General features: G+C 56.2%; 15 protein-coding genes and 1 tRNA gene. 10 read left to right on the plus strand and 6 right to left on the minus strand.

The window, feature by feature from the left end; genetic code table 11:
* Positions 1 to 68: 68 nt before the first annotated feature.
* Positions 69 to 593 (minus strand): DUF4136 domain-containing protein, encoded by a 525-nt coding sequence (locus HDF10_RS14165; RefSeq protein ID WP_183814472.1) that lies wholly within the window; start codon positions 591 to 593, stop codon positions 69 to 71.
* Between the two features lie 101 nt (positions 594 to 694).
* Complete coding sequence (locus tag HDF10_RS14170; RefSeq protein WP_183814474.1) at positions 695 to 1,402, minus strand: hypothetical protein; 708 nt, start codon at positions 1,400 to 1,402, stop codon at positions 695 to 697.
* 207 nt (positions 1,403 to 1,609) lie between these two features.
* Here HDF10_RS14170 and HDF10_RS14175 point away from each other — a divergent pair, with 207 nt between their 5' ends.
* A complete protein-coding gene (locus HDF10_RS14175) occupies positions 1,610 to 1,975 on the plus strand; it encodes a VOC family protein (protein WP_183814476.1) in 366 nt (121 codons plus the stop codon).
* Between the two features lie 10 nt (positions 1,976 to 1,985).
* Here the strand turns inward: HDF10_RS14175 and HDF10_RS14180 are convergent, their stop codons facing one another.
* From HDF10_RS14180 to HDF10_RS14190, 3 genes are all read right to left on the minus strand, one after another.
* Positions 1,986 to 2,525, minus strand: coding sequence for a DinB family protein (locus HDF10_RS14180; protein WP_183814478.1), 540 nt, complete (start codon positions 2,523 to 2,525; stop codon positions 1,986 to 1,988).
* 466 nt (positions 2,526 to 2,991) lie between these two features.
* Positions 2,992 to 3,534: a DinB family protein gene (locus HDF10_RS14185; protein ID WP_183814480.1), complete on the minus strand. Its 543-nt coding sequence runs from the start codon at positions 3,532 to 3,534 to the stop codon at positions 2,992 to 2,994.
* Positions 3,535 to 3,593: 59 nt separating this feature from the next.
* Entirely contained in the window at positions 3,594 to 4,610 is a 1,017-nt protein-coding gene (locus HDF10_RS14190; RefSeq protein ID WP_183814482.1) for a VWA domain-containing protein, read from the minus strand.
* Between the two features lie 125 nt (positions 4,611 to 4,735).
* Between HDF10_RS14190 and ychF the strand changes: the two genes are divergently transcribed.
* From ychF to HDF10_RS14230, 7 genes are all read left to right on the plus strand, one after another.
* Positions 4,736 to 5,833 carry a redox-regulated ATPase YchF gene (gene ychF / locus HDF10_RS14195; protein WP_183814484.1) on the plus strand — a complete coding sequence of 366 codons (1,098 nt, stop codon included), beginning with the start codon at positions 4,736 to 4,738 and terminating at the stop codon, positions 5,831 to 5,833.
* A 40-nt stretch (positions 5,834 to 5,873) separates the two neighbouring features.
* Positions 5,874 to 7,181 carry a tyrosine--tRNA ligase gene (gene tyrS / locus HDF10_RS14200; protein WP_183814486.1) on the plus strand — a complete coding sequence of 436 codons (1,308 nt, stop codon included), beginning with the start codon at positions 5,874 to 5,876 and terminating at the stop codon, positions 7,179 to 7,181.
* Between the two features lie 107 nt (positions 7,182 to 7,288).
* Positions 7,289 to 8,107 (plus strand): hypothetical protein, encoded by an 819-nt coding sequence (locus tag HDF10_RS14205; protein ID WP_183814488.1) that lies wholly within the window; start codon positions 7,289 to 7,291, stop codon positions 8,105 to 8,107.
* A gap of 39 nt (positions 8,108 to 8,146) precedes the next feature.
* On the plus strand, positions 8,147 to 10,840 hold the full coding sequence (locus HDF10_RS14210; protein WP_183814490.1) for a ribonuclease R family protein: 2,694 nt from the start codon (positions 8,147 to 8,149) through the stop codon (positions 10,838 to 10,840).
* Between the two features lie 229 nt (positions 10,841 to 11,069).
* Positions 11,070 to 11,342, plus strand: coding sequence for an oxidative damage protection protein (locus tag HDF10_RS14215; protein WP_179640124.1), 273 nt, complete (start codon positions 11,070 to 11,072; stop codon positions 11,340 to 11,342).
* Between the two features lie 104 nt (positions 11,343 to 11,446).
* Positions 11,447 to 11,523: transfer RNA gene (locus HDF10_RS14220), tRNA-Pro, on the plus strand.
* A 709-nt stretch (positions 11,524 to 12,232) separates the two neighbouring features.
* Positions 12,233 to 15,943 (plus strand): IPT/TIG domain-containing protein, encoded by a 3,711-nt coding sequence (locus HDF10_RS14230; protein ID WP_183814494.1) that lies wholly within the window; start codon positions 12,233 to 12,235, stop codon positions 15,941 to 15,943.
* Positions 15,944 to 16,062: 119 nt separating this feature from the next.
* On the opposite strand, the gene HDF10_RS14235 is transcribed toward HDF10_RS14230, so the two are convergent.
* Positions 16,063 to 17,052, minus strand: a complete 990-nt coding sequence (locus HDF10_RS14235) for an oxidoreductase (RefSeq protein ID WP_183814496.1) — start codon at positions 17,050 to 17,052, stop codon at positions 16,063 to 16,065.
* 161 nt (positions 17,053 to 17,213) lie between these two features.
* On the opposite strand from HDF10_RS14235, the gene HDF10_RS14240 reads away from it, so the two are divergent.
* A complete protein-coding gene (locus HDF10_RS14240) occupies positions 17,214 to 18,155 on the plus strand; it encodes a catalase family peroxidase (RefSeq protein ID WP_183814498.1) in 942 nt (313 codons plus the stop codon).
* A 70-nt stretch (positions 18,156 to 18,225) separates the two neighbouring features.
* Entirely contained in the window at positions 18,226 to 18,939 is a 714-nt protein-coding gene (locus HDF10_RS14245; RefSeq protein ID WP_311732759.1) for a YceD family protein, read from the plus strand.
* Positions 18,940 to 18,959 lie beyond the last annotated feature (20 nt).

An 18,959-nucleotide genomic window follows, 5' to 3' on the forward strand; every position in this document is an offset into this window, starting at 1 on the left:
CAACTTACCAACTGAAAATGTCCATTTTTGCCCCGTTCCCTAACGCGAAGATGGACACTTCAATCGTTCTACTTCCCGCTCGGCGGATACTTCTTGAACATCTTCGCCACGGCCTTATCGATCTTCTGGCTGTTCTTATCTGGCTTGTCGGACAGAGTGTCCTTCGCCGCCCCACGCCAGACCAACTGCTTCGTCTTCCCGTCGTTGATATCCACCACCAGTGTCCCCACATTGGTGACGGACTGGTTCACCGTAGCCATGCCACCACCCCGCCTCCACCCACCGCCCATTCCCGTCGCCACCGCCTGATGCTGCTGCGAGACCCCCGCGCCATAAGTCACAAACACATCGGGAGACTGTTCTACCTTCCTCATACCCTTCTCTGCCAGCTGGCCGTCGATCGCTGCAACGATTCGCTGGTCCATCAGGGGATTCGACGTCGGACGCATCGGCTTGATCCAGGCGTAAGTCTTGAAGTCCGAGAAGTTACTAATGTTGTGGTCCCAGTCCACAACCACCGACTGCGCATGACCAACCAGCGTAGACAGGAAAGTAACAGCCACCAGCAGAAGGATCTTCGCGCTTGACCTCATGGGTTCGTCCTCTCCGGACACTGAAAACGGATGAACTACCGAACGCGGCCATCTTAGCAAAGCCTGTCACAACCAGCGTCACAAATTAGGAGGGCCCCTCTTTAGCGGGTTCCATGCACGGTCTTGGCGCTATGCACTGAGCAGGCGGCCGGCACATTCGTCATCTGTTTCGCAAACACGCGATAGCTCACCGTCCCCGGCCGCAGCGTCGACCAGTACCCCGAACCTGACAGCAGCGCCTTATGCTTCTCGATGATCTGCTTATCCAGAATCTTCACGCCGCACTCAAGATTGTTCTTCGGCTGCAGGATCGTCCTGTCCGGATCACCCACCTTCAACTTTTTATCCCGCTCCCAGTCGAAGTCGCAGCCATACCGCTTCTGGTCCTCATAAGTAAGCTGCAGTAGGCCCGAGGTTCGGCCCGGACGCCCCGTCACCTCATCCTTCACCAGCATCTCCGGCTGCGCATGCTTGGCCTGCACCGTCGGCTCGAGGCCTGCCTCCGCCCCCGCCAGAGCTTGAAAGAAGTAAGCCCAGAACGCCCGCTTGTCGTCCTCCGCCATCCCGTAGAACGCCGGACAGAACCGCTTGACGTCATGCGGCACCTGGCCCGACAGCATCGCCGGCGGCAACGCCAGCTCCACAATCTTGTCCCACTCCGGATCCCACGTCGGCTCACCCACCTCCGCCTTCTTCACATCAATTGGAGTAGCCGGTGCGGGCTTCATCGCTGGCGCCGGAACCGCCGTAGCCTGCGCCTCATGCTTTCCGCATCCCATCAGCATCGACGCAGCCAAGCCACCAGCCAAAACTACCCCAACCCAAAGACCTCGGACCCTTAGACTTCGGTTCATGCATACACCCTTACGTTCGTTTAGAAGAGGGGCCCAGCACAGGAAGATGCCGTCTGCGAGCGCGCAGTTGCAGAGACGGCACACGATAGGTCTCGATTCCCGATCAAATCCGCTGCCTTCTCCTCTGGTTCTTGCAGTAGACTCACCCCAAAGGAGCCAACCATGCCTCCCACCTTCGGTAACGGCAAGATCTGCTACCTCGAAATCCCCGCCACGGACGTAGCCGTCTCCTCCGCCTTCTACGCCAACGTCTTCGGCTGGTCCTTGCGCCAGCACGGCGACGGCACCACCGCCTTCGACGACGGCGTCGGCGAGGTCAGCGGCATGTGGGTCCTCAACCGTCCGCCCTCCACCCACCCCGGCATCGTCATCTCCATCATGGTCGACAGCGCCATCGCCACGGTCGATCGCATCACAGCCCACGGCGGCGAGATCGTCCAACCCATCGATCCCAACGCGTCAGAGATCACCGCCCACTTTCGTGACCCCGGCGGCAACGTCCTCGGCATCTACCAGGAGCGCGGCTGATCGCTCTGCCCTACTTCACACCCTTATTCGGATCCCAGACCCCTTGCAGCTTCCGCACGTAGACCATCTGCCCGATGTGATAAGCGTTGTGCGTTCCAACATGCGCGATCCGGGAGGCCCACAGTGAGATCTTCGCATCATCCGCCGCCTCCACCGCACTCTCCCAATCGGTCATCACCTGGTCCAACTGCTTGACCGTAGTCTCCCAGCTCTTCGCGTCGAAGTTGTTGAACGTCTCGTCATTGTTGCCGTCGAACTTTGCCGGAGTCTCACCCTTGAACTTCGCGAGCATATCGCGATCCCAGAAGACAAGATGATTTGCCAGCTGTCCTACGGAGTGATTCCCACTCTTGTCCGTCCAGCTCGCCTGTGCCGGGGTCAGCCCCGCCACCGCGGTATTCGCCGGGACAAACCACTCCGCCTTGTTATGCGTCGTCCGCAGCTGCTCCAGCAAAACAGCCTTCAACGTCATCGGCTTCTCCTGCTGCCCCAGCGCAAAGCTGGACGCAGCCACAACAAACACCACCAGACCAACCAGAACTCGCCTCATAAAGCTCTCCCTGGATCACGATTTAGCGCACGACAACTGTAGACCGTTTGGAGGGACCATTCTACGGTGCAGACGGTATCAAAAAGCTGCGTCCCGGCTATTCGCGCCGTGTGCAAAACCGTGTCAAGCCCCGGACAGTCGAAAACCCGGGCCAGACAAGGAGATTCGCGTGGCGTATGAGTTATATCCCAGCAGCTATACTCGAAGTACAAGACAGAAAAAGAAAGCCCCGGGCACCTATCCGGGGCTTTCTCCTTTGTTTGAAATATTTTGCAAGTAACCCTAATGGAATGAATATTTTGCAGATGGCCCCCTCTAACTGACTGTATTGATTGGACTTACGCGCCGGTAATAGGGGGGGGGGTACCCCTCCAGGCTACGGCGTCACCGCCGCCCGCTGCGCCAGCAGATAAGAGGCGTGATCACTATCGGTTAAGCTTTGCGACTTCAGTGCGGCGAATGCGAGTTATTTCTCGCTGCTTGGTGGCACCAGTCCCTTCAATCGCAGATAGAGCGCCAGCGTCGCGTACTGTTCATTGTCATGCGACACCGTTCCCCACATGATTCCGATGCGCGATCGCTTCGCGTTGAACACATCAAACATATCTCCCAAGTTCGCATCCGTTACCGCGGCGAACGCCTTATCGCACTCTGCGAACGAGGCCTTCAGTCCTTCGACGATGGCTGCTTTGTCCGCCGTATCCGCGGGAACCTTCGCAAGTTCGGCAGCTGCTGTACGGTTTACCGCGCCGCACGTCCGCAACTGTGCCTCTGTTACGTGGTTGACCACGCGCGCATAGGTTCGTACGTCCGGCGTCGGCTTGAACTGGTAGTCGCTCTCCGGCATCCTATCGGCGGACTTCAGGATGTTACCTTTCTGCGCCGCATAGCCGCGTTGCACCTCAGCCGCAGGCCCACTTGGCCCAGTTGGAGCAGCTGGTGCTTGTCCCATCAACACACCTGTTGTCATCACCATCGCCATCGCGAACATCACACGCATCGATTGCATCCGTTCACCTCGTGTCTCAAGCCTACCGCTACCCGCGATCTGCACCTAGATTTTTTGTGTCAATGCTCTGTCATTTCTGAATTCGACGGCTCCGCGGCCCAATAGTTACTCCGCGCCGACACCACAAGCTCCGGATGGCGAGCCAGCCGCACCTTGATCGTATGCAGCCCCGGCTCCAAAGAAGTCGGTGTAAAGCTGAGTACGTAGCTGTTGTGAAGGTGATTCGTCAAAATGCCGAGATCCTGCGTCAACTCCTGCGCACTGTCGAAGCTGCTCCACTCGCCACCGGACAGCGTTGCCATCTCGGCAGACGTATTCTTCCGCATCGCACCAAAGATCAGCCGTAGTGGCTCACTCAAATTGAAGTAGGCCTGGTAATCGCCTTCTCCAACATGCAAGGGCGGATTCAGATGCGCTGGATCCTTGAAAGCCTGCCGCGCCGCTGTCTTCTCTGCCGAAAAAGTCACGCTGTAGATCGCGGTATTGCTCTCTCCCAGCTCACGCACGATATCTTTCATTGCTGCTTTGCTTCCATCGTCATGCTCCTGGCTGATCAGCAGAATCGCCCGGCGATTTCCGATAGGCCGTTTCGAGAGTAGGTCCAACCCAAACGAAATTCCATCGAAGATCGCCGCCCCTTTATCTCCCACATCAGGATGATCGATCGCTTCTCCCCACTCCGCAACATTCGACGTAAACGGAAAGGCCGCCTCCGGCTTGCTGTCGAAGTTCACAATCGACACCTCGTTTGGCGCCCCGCCTATTAGTGACTCCAGCATCGTGTCGAGATTCGCATAACTCGGAAACTGCCCCCGCGCATCCCCACCGGTCTGCATCAGCACCACCAGCGACAGCGGCCTCTGCGTCTCCCCCTCCAGCGTCACCTTCTGCGGAACCCCATTGTCGGTCAGCACAAAATCTTCTGCCCGAAGCGAGAACACTAGCTCCTTACCCGGAGTCTGCACCAGCGTCGGCACAACCACCAGCGTCGTGGTGGTATGCAGCGTCGTCTGCGCCAATGCCGCGCTAGTCCAAACACCAACGAAAACAACGAATTCTCGCAGTCTCAACTTCATGGTGTCTCATTTAGACGAGCCAGCGGCCTATCGGCACGGGAGAACCAGCAAAAAAGGTATCCTATAAAAGACACCCGCCACACCAAACAGTCTCGTACTCAAGCCAGCAACAAGGAAACAGCATAATGCCATTGAACTGCGGAATCGTTGGTCTGCCCAACGTCGGAAAATCAACGATCTTCAACGCCCTTACCTCGGCCAAGGCGCAAGCCGCCAACTATCCCTTTTGCACGATCGACCCTAACACCGGCGTTGTTACGGTGCCCGATGAGCGTCTGGCGAAGATCTCCGAACTCATTAAGCCCAAATCTCTCGTTCCCACCACGATGGAGTTTATTGATATCGCCGGGCTCGTTGAAGGAGCCTCCAAAGGGGAAGGTCTCGGCAATCAGTTTCTGGGCCACATCCGGGCCACCGATGCTGTAGCACACGTTGTCCGCTGCTTCGACGATCCCGAGGTCATCCATGTGGCTGGCGGCGTGAATCCGCTCCATGACATCGACATCATCAATACCGAGCTCCTGCTCGCCGACCTCGATACTGTCGAAAAGCGCAACACAAAAGTCGAGCGCGCAGCGAAGGCATCGAGCGATGGCAAGATCAAGGCTGAGCATGCCATGCTGCAGAAACTTCTGGCGGCCCTCAATGCTGGTAAGCCTGCCCGTACCGCCGATCTTACCGAAGAAGAAAAGATTCTATCCCGTGAACTCTTCCTCATCACCGCGAAGCCTCAGCTCTACGTCGCAAACGTCGATGAGTCAGGTCTGATCGAAGGCAACTCTTACACTGCTGCAGTTGAAAAGCGCGCTGAAGAAGAGGGCAGCCAAGTTGTGCGTATCTGCGGCGCGCTCGAATCAGAGATTGCGCAGTTAGAACCTGCCGAGCGCGACGAATTTCTGAAGGACATGGGCCTCTCTGAACCTGGCCTTAATCGTCTCATTCACTCCGCCTACCGGCTCCTCGACCTCATCACCTACTTCACGGCCGGCGTCCAGGAGGTTAGAGCGTGGACCATCCGCCGCGGCACGAAGGCCCCTGGCGCAGCGGGCGTCATTCATTCCGACTTCGAAAAGGGATTTATCAAGGCCGACTGCTACGCCTCCGACGACCTCTTCAAATACGGCAGCGAGCAGGCCGTCAAGGAAAAGGGTCTACTCCGTTCCGAAGGCAAGGAATATGTTGTCAAAGACGGCGACATCCTCTTTTTCAAGTTCAACGTTTAGCGATGTTCCTTAATCGACGCGATCTTTATACTTGAGAGATATGCCTACGTTCGCTCCGCTTGAAGACCAGCTTGATTTGATCACCAAAGGTGCTGCGGAGATTGTTCCGCTGGAAGCACTGAAAGAGCGCATTTCCAAGTCGATTGCTACTGGAGTACCGATGCGGATCAAGGCGGGGTTTGACCCGACTGCTCCAGACCTGCACCTGGGACACACCGTCCTGCTGAGAAAGTTGAAGCACTTTCAGTCTCTGGGGCACACGGTGATCTTCCTGATTGGCGATTCGACCGCATTGATCGGCGATCCAACCGGTCGCAACGCAACGCGCAAGCCGCTGACTCCGGAGCAGATCGCGGCCAATGCGGAGACCTATAAAGAGCAGGTATTCAAGATTCTCGACCCCGAGAAGACCGAGGTTCGGTACAACTCCGAGTGGCTGGACAAGCTCAGCTACTACGACATGGTGAAGTTGATGGCGCAGTTCACGGTGTCGCAGATGCTGGAGCGGGAGGATTTTCATAAGCGCTTTAACGAGGAACAGCCCATTGCGTTGCATGAGCTTATTTATCCGATTGCTCAGGGCTACGATTCTGTGGCACTGGAGTGCGATGTGGAGTTGGGGGGGACAGATCAGAAGTTCAACCTGATGCGAGGGCGTGATCTGCAGAAACACTTCGGGCAACCACAGCAGATAGTACTGATGACCTCGATTATCGAGGGGTTGGATGGCGTCCAGAAGATGTCGAAGTCGCTGGGGAATGCGATTGGTGTGCATGAGCCCGCAGGGCAGATGTATGGGAAGCTGATGTCGATCTCCGATGAACTGATGTGGAAGTATTGGACGATGCTGACGGATCTGCGGGGCTCTGAGATTGCGCGGATGCAGACCGATGTTGTCGCGGGTGTGCTGCATCCGATGCAGGCGAAGAAAAACCTGGCATGGACGATTACACGAGACTTTCATTCGAAGGAAGAGGCGGATACGGCGGCTGAGAGCTGGACGAAGATGTTTCAACAGCGAGGGGTGAGCGAAGATGTGTCCGTGGTGAAGATCGATCTGAGAGATGAAGGTCTAATGGCGATGAAATCGGGGGATGGTGGCATGCTCATTGCGACGTCCGATCCCGAGTTGGGAACAGAGATTCGGCTTGCGAAGTTACTCATACAGGCAGGACTGGCGGCATCGGCGGGAGAAGCGACGCGTAAATTGGCTGAGAATGCTGTGAGCGTGAATGGAGAAAAACTGCAGGCTGGAAAAATTATGAAAACAGTCAGTAGGGAATTTTTGGGTGAGTCGCCTACGCTGCGACTAGGGAAGAAGAGTGTGCGGGTGGAGTGGGTGAGCTAAGTGTGTAAGAGGCAGGATCCGTGCAGCCGCTATAGACGGTGTTCCCTGCTAGAGTCAGGAAGCGCAAACATTATTGAAGAATCTGCATCTTAGAGGATGTGGGGTTTATGAAGAGTTCGAAGTTCTTTTTGCGGTCGATTGTGACGGCGGGGTTTTTGTTGACGGAGCTGCTACCTTCGGGTGCGCAGGGCCTTCCGGAGCCAAAGGAGATCGTCAGAAAAGCGATGCAGGCCGAACTGTCGGCGGATTTGAACGACCATTCGCGGTGGAAATATCGGGATGCACAGAAGGATGGCACAGATACGGTTTCGATTGTGGTGGAGACTGACCACGGATCGGTGAAGCGGTTGATCAGCAAGAATGGGCGGCCGCTAAACATTTCAGAGGCGGCGATTGAGGATGCTCGAGTTCAGACTTTTATTCACGATCCGAGTCTGATTGCGAAGCAGAAAAAGGATGGAGTGCAGGACGGCAAGAATGCTGAGGAGTTATTGAGGATGCTTCCTGATGCATTTAGCTGGAGGGTGCAGAGTGAAGATGCGAAGATTATGACGCTGCACTTCGAGCCGAATCCGAAGTTTAGCCCGCCGGACATGCAGGGACGGGTACTGGGGCAGATGGCAGGCGAACTAGTGGTCGATAAAGGGCAGAACCGGATCGTAACGATCAGTGGAAAGTTGACCGAAGATGTAACTATCGGCTGGGGACTTCTGGGGCGACTGCGTCAGGGTGGGACTTTCCGCGTAGAACGGAGAGAAGTTTCACCTGGTCTTTGGCAGATCACCGAGACCCACGTGCACATCGAAGGGAAGGCTCTGTTCTTCAAGAACATTGGACAACAGCAGGATGAGATCCAGACTGACTTCACGCAGGTGCCGCACGGAGTGACGCTGGAGCAAGCGGCCGAGATGTCGAAGTCGCTCTAGTGAAGGAAGGAATAGTGGCTGGTTGTATGCTCGGAGACGATGGCACATACCCCCTATCCACAAACTGACCGCGAGTTAATGAGGTTGATTGAGCGCTCGCCCGGCCATCGTGCGGGGTACAAGCAGCTGATCCGTGAACTCGGATTGGGCGGTGGGCGTGAGCGCCGGTTGTTGTTAGAGCAACTCGCGCGGATCACGGCGCGGGGAGAGTTGGTGAAGGTTGATAGTGAGCAGTGGAGTCTACCAGCGGCTACGCCGGAGAAGACGAAGCGTGTGAAGCGTGGTGATGTCGAGACGCCGGTGGAGCATCGGGCCACGCGGGATAGATTGTTGGCGGGGCGTCTGGATCTGCATCGGGATGGATATGGATTTGTGCGGCCGAACGGCAGCGTGGATCGAAGCGACGACCTCTTCATTCCACCGAATGAGCTGAACGGTGCAATGCAAGGGGATGAAGTTCTGGTGGATGAAGCGCCTCCGGGACGGGATGGCCGGAGGTCCGGCCGAATTGCCCGGGTGCTGAATCGAAGGAATCCCACGGTGGTGGGAATCTTTCATTATGCGAAGACGCATCGCGGGGGAGGCCTTTGGGAGAGCGCTCCCATGATCAATGGAAACTACATTACCCCTTTGGATGAACGGATGACGCAGGCGATTTTGATTCCTGAGGGTGCAGAGATTGTCTCGGCGCCGAAGAAGACGCCGCATCGTGTTCTGGGCGAGGAAGCCGAGGCGCAACAGTCTCATTGGTCGGAAGAGTTGGATCCGCACAAGCCACTCGAAGGGCTTGCTCTCGATGTGGAGATCACCGATTTTCCGACTGTCGGAAGGCCTGCGCGTGGACGGATCATTGAGGTCTTAGGGCCACCGGATGCTTTTGGAGTCGATGTAGAAATCATCATTCGAAAACATCATCTACCGCATGTCTTCCCTGCCAATGTGCTCGCCGAGGCTACGGCGTCTGCAGAACAGACCGTCGCAAGGCTGGAGACGGATGAGATCAGGCGGCGCAGGGATTTTCGTGGACTGAACATCGTAACGATTGATGGGGAGACTGCGCGGGACTTCGACGACGCTGTGCTGGTAACGCCGCTGGCGAATGGTAACTGGGAGCTACAGGTTCATATTGCAGATGTCAGTCATTACGTTAGACCGGGAACGGCGCTTGATCTCGAGGCTCGCCTGCGGGGGACGTCTGTCTATTTTCCAGATCGTGCAATTCCCATGCTCCCGTCTGAGCTTTCAAGCGGGATGTGCAGTCTTCGACCCGATGAGGATCGCCTGGTCCTGAGTTGCGTAATAGAGATCGATGGGCGTGGCGAGGTGTTGGGATACGAGATCGGTGAGGGAATTATTCGCAGCGTCAAACGAATGACTTATACACAGATTCAGGGTGTGATCGATGGCAATGTCGAGACGCGGGCGGAGTTCGCCGAACTGATCCCGGAGTTCGAACGGATGTACGAGTTGGCGCTCAAGCTGAATGAGAAACGGCATCGCCGCGGATCGATCGACTTCGATCTTCCCGAACCCGTGATTCAATTCGATCCAGACGGAAACATGGAGGCGATCGTACGGTCACAGCGCGGCTGGTCGCATCGATTGATTGAAGAGTTTATGCTGTCGGCGAACGAATGCGTCGCGAACTGGATCGAGTCGCAAGGTGTGGCAAGCGTGTATCGCATTCACGAGGTTCCGGACCCGAAGCGAATTGTCGATTTTGAAGAGACGGCGAGCCAATTCGGCTATTCTCTGGGCTTCAGCAGCCTGCCTGTAAAACGGATTCAAACGAAGGGTGACCGCCGTGATGCGCGTGGGACCAGCAGGCAGGCGAAGACGCACGAGGTGGCGGAGTCGATTCCGGTAACGCCGCAGATGTATCAGAAGTTGACGGCTAAGATAGCAGGAAAAGCGGAGGAGCGAATCCTCTCCTACCTCATGCTGCGGTCGTTGAAGCAGGCGCGCTACAGCGAAAAAAATGTGGGGCACTTTGCGCTGGCGAGTCCCAGCTACACTCATTTCACTTCGCCGATCCGGCGCTATCCGGACTTGATTGTGCATCGGTTGCTCCGGGAGCTCATTCGAAGTGGTGCAGATACCGAGGGGGCTGCGATTCTATCCGACTCTCCTCAACCATGGGGAGAGAAACGAGCCGGCAAAGGACACGCAGAGAAGTCTGAAAGGCCGGTTTTAGAAGGGCCGATACCGGAGGCTGAGCTCGGTGCGATTGCTGCGGAGTCGAGCCAGTCCGAGCGGCGGGCCGATGATGCAGAGCGTGAGCTGATCGAGTGGAAGAAGATTAAGTTTATGCAGGACCGCGTGGGTGAGGACTTCAACGCCATCATACTTTCCTGCACGAAGTACGGCTTTTTTGTGGAACTGGATAGTCTTTTCATCGAAGGGCTAGTGCCTCTTACCTCGCTGCAAGACGATCGCTACATGTTTCGAGATACTGACAGACAGATCGTCGGAACCCGCAATGGTCGCGTGTTCAAGATGGGGCAGCGGGTGCACGTGCTGCTGGATCGCATCGATCGTCAGCAGCGGCGGCTGCAGTTCGCGCTGCTGCCGGGAGAAGGGGAGTTCGCTCCGCGACCTCCTCGTAAATCGAAGACCGCTGCCAGTGTGAGTGGAGAGCGGCCCCACTCCAGCCCTAACCGTTCGGGTAAGAAGGGCAAGACAAAGTCGAAGGCTCGGGAGCGAAATAAAAAATCAAAGGGTAAACGACATTAATTTTGGTTTTTTCGCAAAGCATATAAATTGGGCGATGCTCGAATGCTGCACCGATGAGGAGCAGGAGTGCGATGCAGTACCAGAATGGCATCGCCTTCCCGAGTCCTGCTGCCATCATTGCTGATGCGGCCGCAGTCACTATGTCGTGAGCGATAGTCATGGTGTTGTTGGATGCTGCCCAATAATTCGTGCGGCATCGTAAAATAAAAGTTCCAAAGGAGTTTAGAGAATGGCACACATGGTGTTCGACACGAGATTCAAGACTGAGATGGAAGGATTGGATGAGCCGCCGTTCGATTCGGACTTTGGCCAAAAGATCTTCAAGAACGTCTCGAAAAAGTCCTGGGGTGAATGGGTAGAGAGACAGAAGATGCTTTTGAATGAGTACCGCCTGCAGCCGTGGACACGCGAGGCGCAGGAATTTCTGGTCGAACAGATGAACGAGTTCTTTTTTGGCGAGGGTGGTTCCTTGCCGAAGGAGTTTGTGGCACCGACGACCTAACCGGACCGCGACATGGCCTGACCGCAAAACCGGGCCGGTCGTGTACACTTAGAACTGCAAGATACCCCGCCGTCACCCGCCCGGGCTGACGTGCAAACCATAGTCGGGACGTGGCTCAGCCTGGTAGAGCGCACCCTTGGGGTGGGTGAGGTCGCTAGTTCGAATCTAGTCGTCCCGACCAATATTTTAGCCTATGTTTTGAGCAGCTTCGAGTAGAACCCATTCTTCTATTTCGAACTCGCACATGTGCGAGTCTTGCTGATGCGTCTGCCTTGCAGAAAAGCTCGGTGAGTGCCCGTCGATTTATCGACAGCTGAGAGTCTAGTAGTACTCCGCAAGCCATCAAGGAATGATGGTCCTAATAAATGACTATGCGGCGCAGCGGTTTCTCGATATTATCGGGACGCTTCCGATAAAACTGAGCAGCACGGGGCTTAAGTTCTTTGTCTCCGCTGGTCGTTCTACGGAACGATCCTTGTTTTTCTGGAGAACTTGTGCGCCCTGGTATTTTGTTCCTGGTTGGATCCACTATTACTCTATCTTTGCTTGCCGGTTGCAGTGGCGGCAGTTCTCCTGCTTCTACTACCGCTCCCCCTCCCGTCGCCCCCGCGAACAATCCGGCTCCGACGATCACATCCATCTCTCCTGGGGAAGTTCTAGCAGGCTCCGCTTCTCAGACTCTCGTCGTTACCGGGACCGGATATATCTCCTCCACGGCCGCAACTCTGAATGGAGCGGCTCTCCAGACGACCTATGTTGGCGGAACGAGCCTGCGCGTGGTGGTTCCTGCGTCTGCGCTCTCAGCCGGGCAGGTGGCGAGTGTCTTGGTTTCCAATCCGTCGCCGGGAGGGGGCAATTCTGCCCCGTCAAACTTCTCGATTATGAGTCCGATGCCAGTGCTGACCGGACTTACGCCCGTTAGTGTTCCCCAGGGCGTTCCAGCAACCATTACTGTTAATGGACGTGGATTTGAGGCGAACTCCGTTGTGATTTATAACGGCATGGCGCGACCGACGACCTTCGTCAACGGAACAACACTTCAGGTCTCGCTTACGGCAGCCGATCTTCAGAGTTTTGGCTCAGGGCAGATCTCGGTCAATAATCCAGGTCCTGGAGGCAGTAACACGACGCCAACAGAGCTGGTGATTGCGGCATCTGTCCCCACCATCCTTTCGATCAGCCCGTCGAGCTTTGCGGTCAATACATCTTCCAGTGTGCCGGTCCCGATCAGCATCTACGGAAGCGGCTTTGCGGCGAACGCGACAGTACAAGCAAACGGCACTTTTGTTCCTGTCACCAGCCAAAATGGGACGAACATCACCGTCTCCGTGCCACCAACTTTCTTTGCGGCTGCAGGCTCCATTCAGCTCGTTGTAAGCAATCCCGGAACGCCGGTTGTTCAGTCAAACGCTGCAACGGTCTCAGTGGTTACGCCGACGCTGAGTTTCAGTATCTCGCCTAACTATGCAACGGCCGGTAGTCCGGACACCACAATCACTGTTTCGGGGAGCGGCTTCTTCGCGGACTCGGTCGTGATGTGGAACAACACAGTTCTGGCCACGACTTATGTCAGCGCCACTCAGTTGACTGCAGTTATTCCCGCCTCCTTGCTTTCAGGCTTCGTGCAGGCGAATATTCAGGTTTCCACTCCAGAGACCCCGGGACAGACGCTACCCCCACAACCTTTTACTACTTTCCTCGCACTGCCGATCAATGACATCGTCTATAACGCGGTGGATGGACTCATCTACGCCTCCATTGCGGGTTCTGCAGGTGAAGGTCTGGGCAACACGATTGCCGAGATAGACCCCACCTCAGGGGTTGTCATGAAGACTATCTTCGTCGGCAGCGAGCCTACCCGCATGGCTCTCTCCAGCGACGGGACTCAACTCTTCGTTGGTCTGAATGGTGCAGGCGCGGTTCGTCAGGTCAATATGACCACCGGTACTGCTGGCATCCAGTTTTCGCTTGGCGGGGGACCAGGTGTCTACAATCCTCCATACACGGCGCAGGGCCTTGCGGTACTTCCTGGCCAGCCCAACTCTGTGGCAGTTTATGGAAGTAATGGGATTGTGACGATCTTTGACTCCGGCGTGGCCAGAGCCAAGACCAGCACAGGCCTAAGCGTCTACTTCGACCAGAATTCAGGCAGCCTATCGTTTGGGAGCTCTGCCTCGACTCTCTATCTTAACTCGCAGTCGACGAGCGCCAATCTTTACGCACTCAACATCGACGCAACCGGTGTGACGGGCGCGACGCCTCTAGGCAACGGAGGAGGCAACTCGATCCAGTACGACAACAACCGGCTTTATATTTCTTCCGGAGCCGTGTTGAGCGCCAGTACAGGCTCGCAGCTTGGTCAGTTTTCCACGGCATCGACTAATGGTAGCCCCAGCGCACCTGTCGCTGCAGTCGGGCCTGTCGTCTCAGATTCGACGCTTGGGCGCGCGTGGGTGGTTCCTTCTTCGCTTTCGTATCTGACGAACGCTAACCAGATCGTCGCCTTCGATGAGACTACCTTCAATCCGGTCGGCAGCATCCCGATCACAGGCGTTGGCGCAAACTTTTCGAATTCTTATAACAACAACGTCCCCGCTGATCTGATCCGTTGGGGTCAAAACGGCCTAGCCTACCGAACTGCCTCACAGCTCTATGTGTTGCAAAGTTCTATCGTGAAGGACATCACTACTTCTCCGGCTGATTTGTCGGTCAGCATTCAGGCGCCGGCAACCGCAACGACAGGCACAGCATCCAGCTACACCGTGCAAGTAGCGAATCTGGGCCAGAACTCGGCGGACGGAGTTACTCTCACAACCGTTCTGCCTGCCTCAGTGATCGGTGGTACCTATACCTCATCACAAGGTACCTGCAGCGGAGACGGAGTTCTTTACTGCAGTCTCGGAGCGATCGCAAACGGCGGTTCGGCCAGCGTCATCATTTCCATAACTCCAACGGTGGCCGGTTCGCTCACGATGACGGGGTCTGTGTCTTCGGTCAGCTTCGATCCGGTTTCTTCCAACAATCAAGCCAATGCAAGCACTGCGGTGACTGGTAACGTATTCAACGCGGCGCCCAACGTTACACAGATTTCGCCGTCTTTGATTCAGGCAGGCAGTTCAACGACAACGTTGACTGTCGACGGTACTGGCTTCACCTCCGGCTCCAGCATTTTATGGAATGGGCAAACTCTGCCTACGACTTTTGTCAGCGCGGGTCAGATGACCGCCATGGTTGACTCCTCGCTGATCCAGAACCTAGGCTGGGCGCAGGTCTCGATCACTACCCCCGCGCCGGGTGGAGGACAGTCCGCTGGCCTCCCTCTGCATATTTACCAACTGATGAATGTCCCTGCAAACGTCATCAGCTTCGATCCTTTCACGCGAAAGATCTATGCTGCGCTGCCAAGCTCCTCGACCGCCATCACAGGCAACAGTCTGGTTGTCATCGACCCAACTACAGGTAGCGTAGGCACTCCGATTCAGGTAGGTAGTGAGCCGAACCTGCTGTCTGAGACCAGCGATGGCAACTACCTCTTCATCGGTCTTAGCGGAGCCAAGAGTCTGGGTCGGTTCAATCTCCTTAATCAAACCATGGATGTTACAGTTCCTATTCTCTCCACTGAGTTTGGTAACAGTGGTGACGTCGCTGCGACGAGCATTGCTGCAGTGCCTGGCACGGATTCGAGCGTGGCCGTCGAGTTCAACTCGTTCTACGGTATTGGCATCTACGATATCTCCGGCAGTACGGGTGCCTTCCGCAGCAAGATCTCCCAACCCTACAGTGGCGATAGTCCGGTCTTCGTGGACGCCACCCACTTCTATGCCTACGATAGCTACACCAGTGGCGCAGAGTTTTATCGATACAGCGTCGATTCAACCGGGGTATCGCTGATCGATGGCACTACACTGAATGGCTTTGGCGGCTTTGGGGGCCAGTTTGCAGTAGACGGCGGCCTGGTCTTTGGATCGGCCGGAGGCATCGTCAATCCCAGCACAACACCACCTTCCCAGGTGGCCGTTCTACCTCTGGGAAATGGTGAGTCCTCGATCGGTCTCGTCGGAGGCGGGGTCGTGCCCTATCAGGCTGAGTCCAAGGCCTTCGTTATCGGCGTCAACTACGCGGGTACAGCTGCCTATTACCTGGAGCGGTTTGATACTCAGCACTTCACGCAGGAGCAGCAGATACAATTGCCCGGGGGCACCGTCTCGGGTCTGCCGGGGATCCGCTTTGGGCAGGATGGACTGGCCTACGTGATTCCGAGTACGCCAACCTCGAACACGCCGCAGATCTTTCTGATGCGTGGGCCGTTCGTGGTTCCTGCAGAAGCGACAAGCAACCCTGCACCGACACTCAGCAGCACTGATCACTCGACGATAGCAGTGGGCAGCGGCAATCTTTACATCACCGTTACAGGAACCGGCTTCCTGCCTGGTGCAACGGTGCTTTGGAATGGATCTCCGCGAACCACTACGTTTGTTGGCAATGCGCGTCTGCAGGTGGCGATCGCGGCAGCCGATCTCATCAGCGCACAAACTATCACTCTCGCTAGTCAGAACCCGGGCTCCGGGAACTCCAACAATCTCACCGTTACCATCCAATAAAGAAAGCGACCCAAGTGAGAGGGCCTACCGCAAGCTAGGTTGCCCCTCTTGCTCTTTGGCGATAGCAGGGCATGTACATCAAATATCCGTGATGTGGCTTGTTGGACTTCAGATCTTTATCAGACTCTCGAAGCGACAGCGACAACATCTCCAAATATTTTCACTCCTGTCAGTTCTTCGCATATCTGCCACAGGCGAGTTGCAGCGACGGTATCGTTTGCTTGAGCAGAGATCTTTGCCGGCCCTACTTCTTCACCACGCATCTCCTGAAAGCCTTGCGGTCCATAGTATCCACCGTCTTTTGCCTCAAGAGCTGTTGACGCATAAAGCGTCGGGAGAGCGCCTTCGGAATCTGTGTTGAGAGCAATGCCAATGGCATGTCCCAGAAAGGCACGAAGGCTCTTTTCAGCTGCGGAATACTTGCCTGACTGGAAAAGATTAGTATTTGCAACTCCTGGGTGCGCAGCAACGCTCATGATGCGCGAATTTTCGGCGCGCAGGCGTCGGTCGAGTTCGAAGGCGACCAGGAGATTGGCGAGCTTCGATTGCTGATAAGCGCCCATAGGAGAGTAGTTTCGCGTGGATTGCAAATCGCCGAAGTCTATGCGTCCTCGTTTATGCGCAATCGACGCGATAGTCACAACTCGAGGTCTTCCGGCCATGTCAGCAGAAGATGCGGCGGCAGCTTGCTGAAGCGCGGGTATCAGAAGTGCTGTAAGGGCGAAATGGCCAAGAACGTTGGTACCGAATTGAAGCTCGAAGCCATCGGCTGTCTCCATGCGACGGGGCGGAGCCATGACGCCGGCGTTGTTGATAAGCAGGTGCAGCGGACGATGTTGCGCGAGTTCCGCGGCCGCAAAATGATGGATGGAAGAGAGAGAAGCTAGGTCAACAATTGCCAGCTCGATGCGCAAGCCTGGCGAATCGGCTTCCATGCGGGCCAAGGCCACTTCTCCTCGTGTCTGATCTCGGCAGGCAAAGATGACGTGAGCACCCTTGCGGGCGAGCTTTAGAGCGGCATGATAGCCGATACCGCTGTTCGCTCCGGTGATCAGAACCCGCTTGTCTGCGAGCGATGGAATGTCTGATGCTTGCCACTTCTTGCTCATCGGTATTGGACGTAGTAGGGGGGCGGTAAAGATGCGAACTTTTTCTTTGTTCCAGAGCGGTAGACGTGTGTCCTCTTGCGCCAGCAAATTAGCAGAGGAAAGAGTCGGTTGTAACTTCGGTTGAATCAGAGTCCAGTAGATAGTGATGAGGAGAAATAACGATGCCGCTTCCTACCGACGAAAAGATCATCGCATTGAGCCAGCAACTGCTGCAGCAGTTCGACACGATCTTCGGATTGAACCCGGGCTTTCGACCCGCCCACGCCAAGGGCACGATGCTGACGGGGATGTTTACGCCCTCTGCCGAGGCGGCCACACTTACGAAAGCGCCGCACATCTTGCGGCAGTCGACTCCAGTGACAGTGCGATTCTCCGACTCGACAGGCATTCCGCTGGTGCCTGATAACGATCCAAATGCAAATCCCCGAGGATTCGCGATTCGGTTCAACCTTGCGGAACACGTTCACACCGATATCGTCAGCCATTCGACGGATGGCTTTCCGACGAGAACAGGGCCAGAGTTTCTGGAGTTGCTGAAGGCACTGGCGACCAGTGACCCTAAGAATTTTGCCGGCTCTCCGCTTGAGGCGTTTCTTGGTTCGCATCCAAAGGCGCTTGCGTTCGTTCAGGCGCCGAAGCCTGCGCCTTCGAGCTTTGCTCAAGAGAGCTACTTCGGTGTGACCGCGATGAAGTTCACCAATAAGGATGGAATCAGTCGGTTCGGACGCTATCGGATTGTTCCTGAGGCTGGGAACGATCATCTGGATGATGCTGCGGCTGCTGCTAAGGACGCGAACTACCTGATAGATGAGATCGCGGAGCGAGTTGCGAAAGGGCCAATCAAGTTCAAGATCCTGGTTCAACTTGCGAACGATGGCGATGTGGTGGACGATGCGACCAATCACTGGCCGAACGATCGAAAAGTTGTTGAACTTGGCAGCTTTGCTTTGACTGCGCTGGTGGCCGATAGCGCCCACGAGCAGAAGCAGATCATCTTCGATCCGATTCCACGGGTGGATGGGATCGAACCATCGGATGATCCACTGCTGGAGCTGCGGGCGGCAATTTATCTTCTGAGCGGGCGTCGGCGTAGGGCTGCTTAGAAGCTTGTGTCCTGCCGGACGGCCCCACTACGCGTGGGGCGGGCGTTCGCACGCCTTTTTAGAGCTTCGCGTGGTCCTCCCGTTGGTCGGAATCATCTTCCTTCGCGACCATCGGAAGCGCCAACCGACGGGGTATACGAGTCACCAAGTGACCGCCGCCCGCGCAGGGCGCCCGGCAGGACTTGATCTGTGGCGGGAACCTGCTACCCTTAACGATGTGCTGATTACTCCGCTCCAACTCGTAGACGAACCCCTTGAATTCAATGAAGTCATCGCTCCAGGGGCGTTGGACTACGCCTCCGATATCCGGCAGGTGGGGGCGCTGCCCATCAACGGCGTCGCGGATCTGTTGATTGAGCACCGCAGCTCCAGCTCGCATGTAAACGATATCCGGCTGCGGGCGAACTACAGTGCGGACTTCGAGATTCTCTGCGCTCGGTGCGTCGACCCGGTCAAAGTGCCGCTTACGGGCGATTTCGACCTCATTTTTCGTCCCGAATCCGCCGATGCGGACGCCGGGGAGCGTTCTATTACTGCGGATGAGACCGAAATCGGGTATTATCAAGAGAGTGGTCTTTTGCTGGAGGATGTGGTGCGCGAGCAGGTGTTACTCTCCCTGCCGAGTCGTACCCTCTGCACGGCAGACTGCAAAGGGCTTTGCCCGCGCTGTGGTCAGAACCTGAATCAAGCGAAATGCTCCTGCGAGGAGGCTCCGGCTGATCCGCGTTGGAATGCGCTTGCGGGTCTGGGGACTCTGACAGACAAGCTCGAGTTGAAGCACTAATCAAGTTTTTGCCTCGTCGA

The sequence above is a fragment of the Tunturiibacter empetritectus genome (assembly GCF_014201375.1).
GTDB lineage: Bacteria > Acidobacteriota > Terriglobia > Terriglobales > Acidobacteriaceae > Edaphobacter > Edaphobacter lichenicola_D.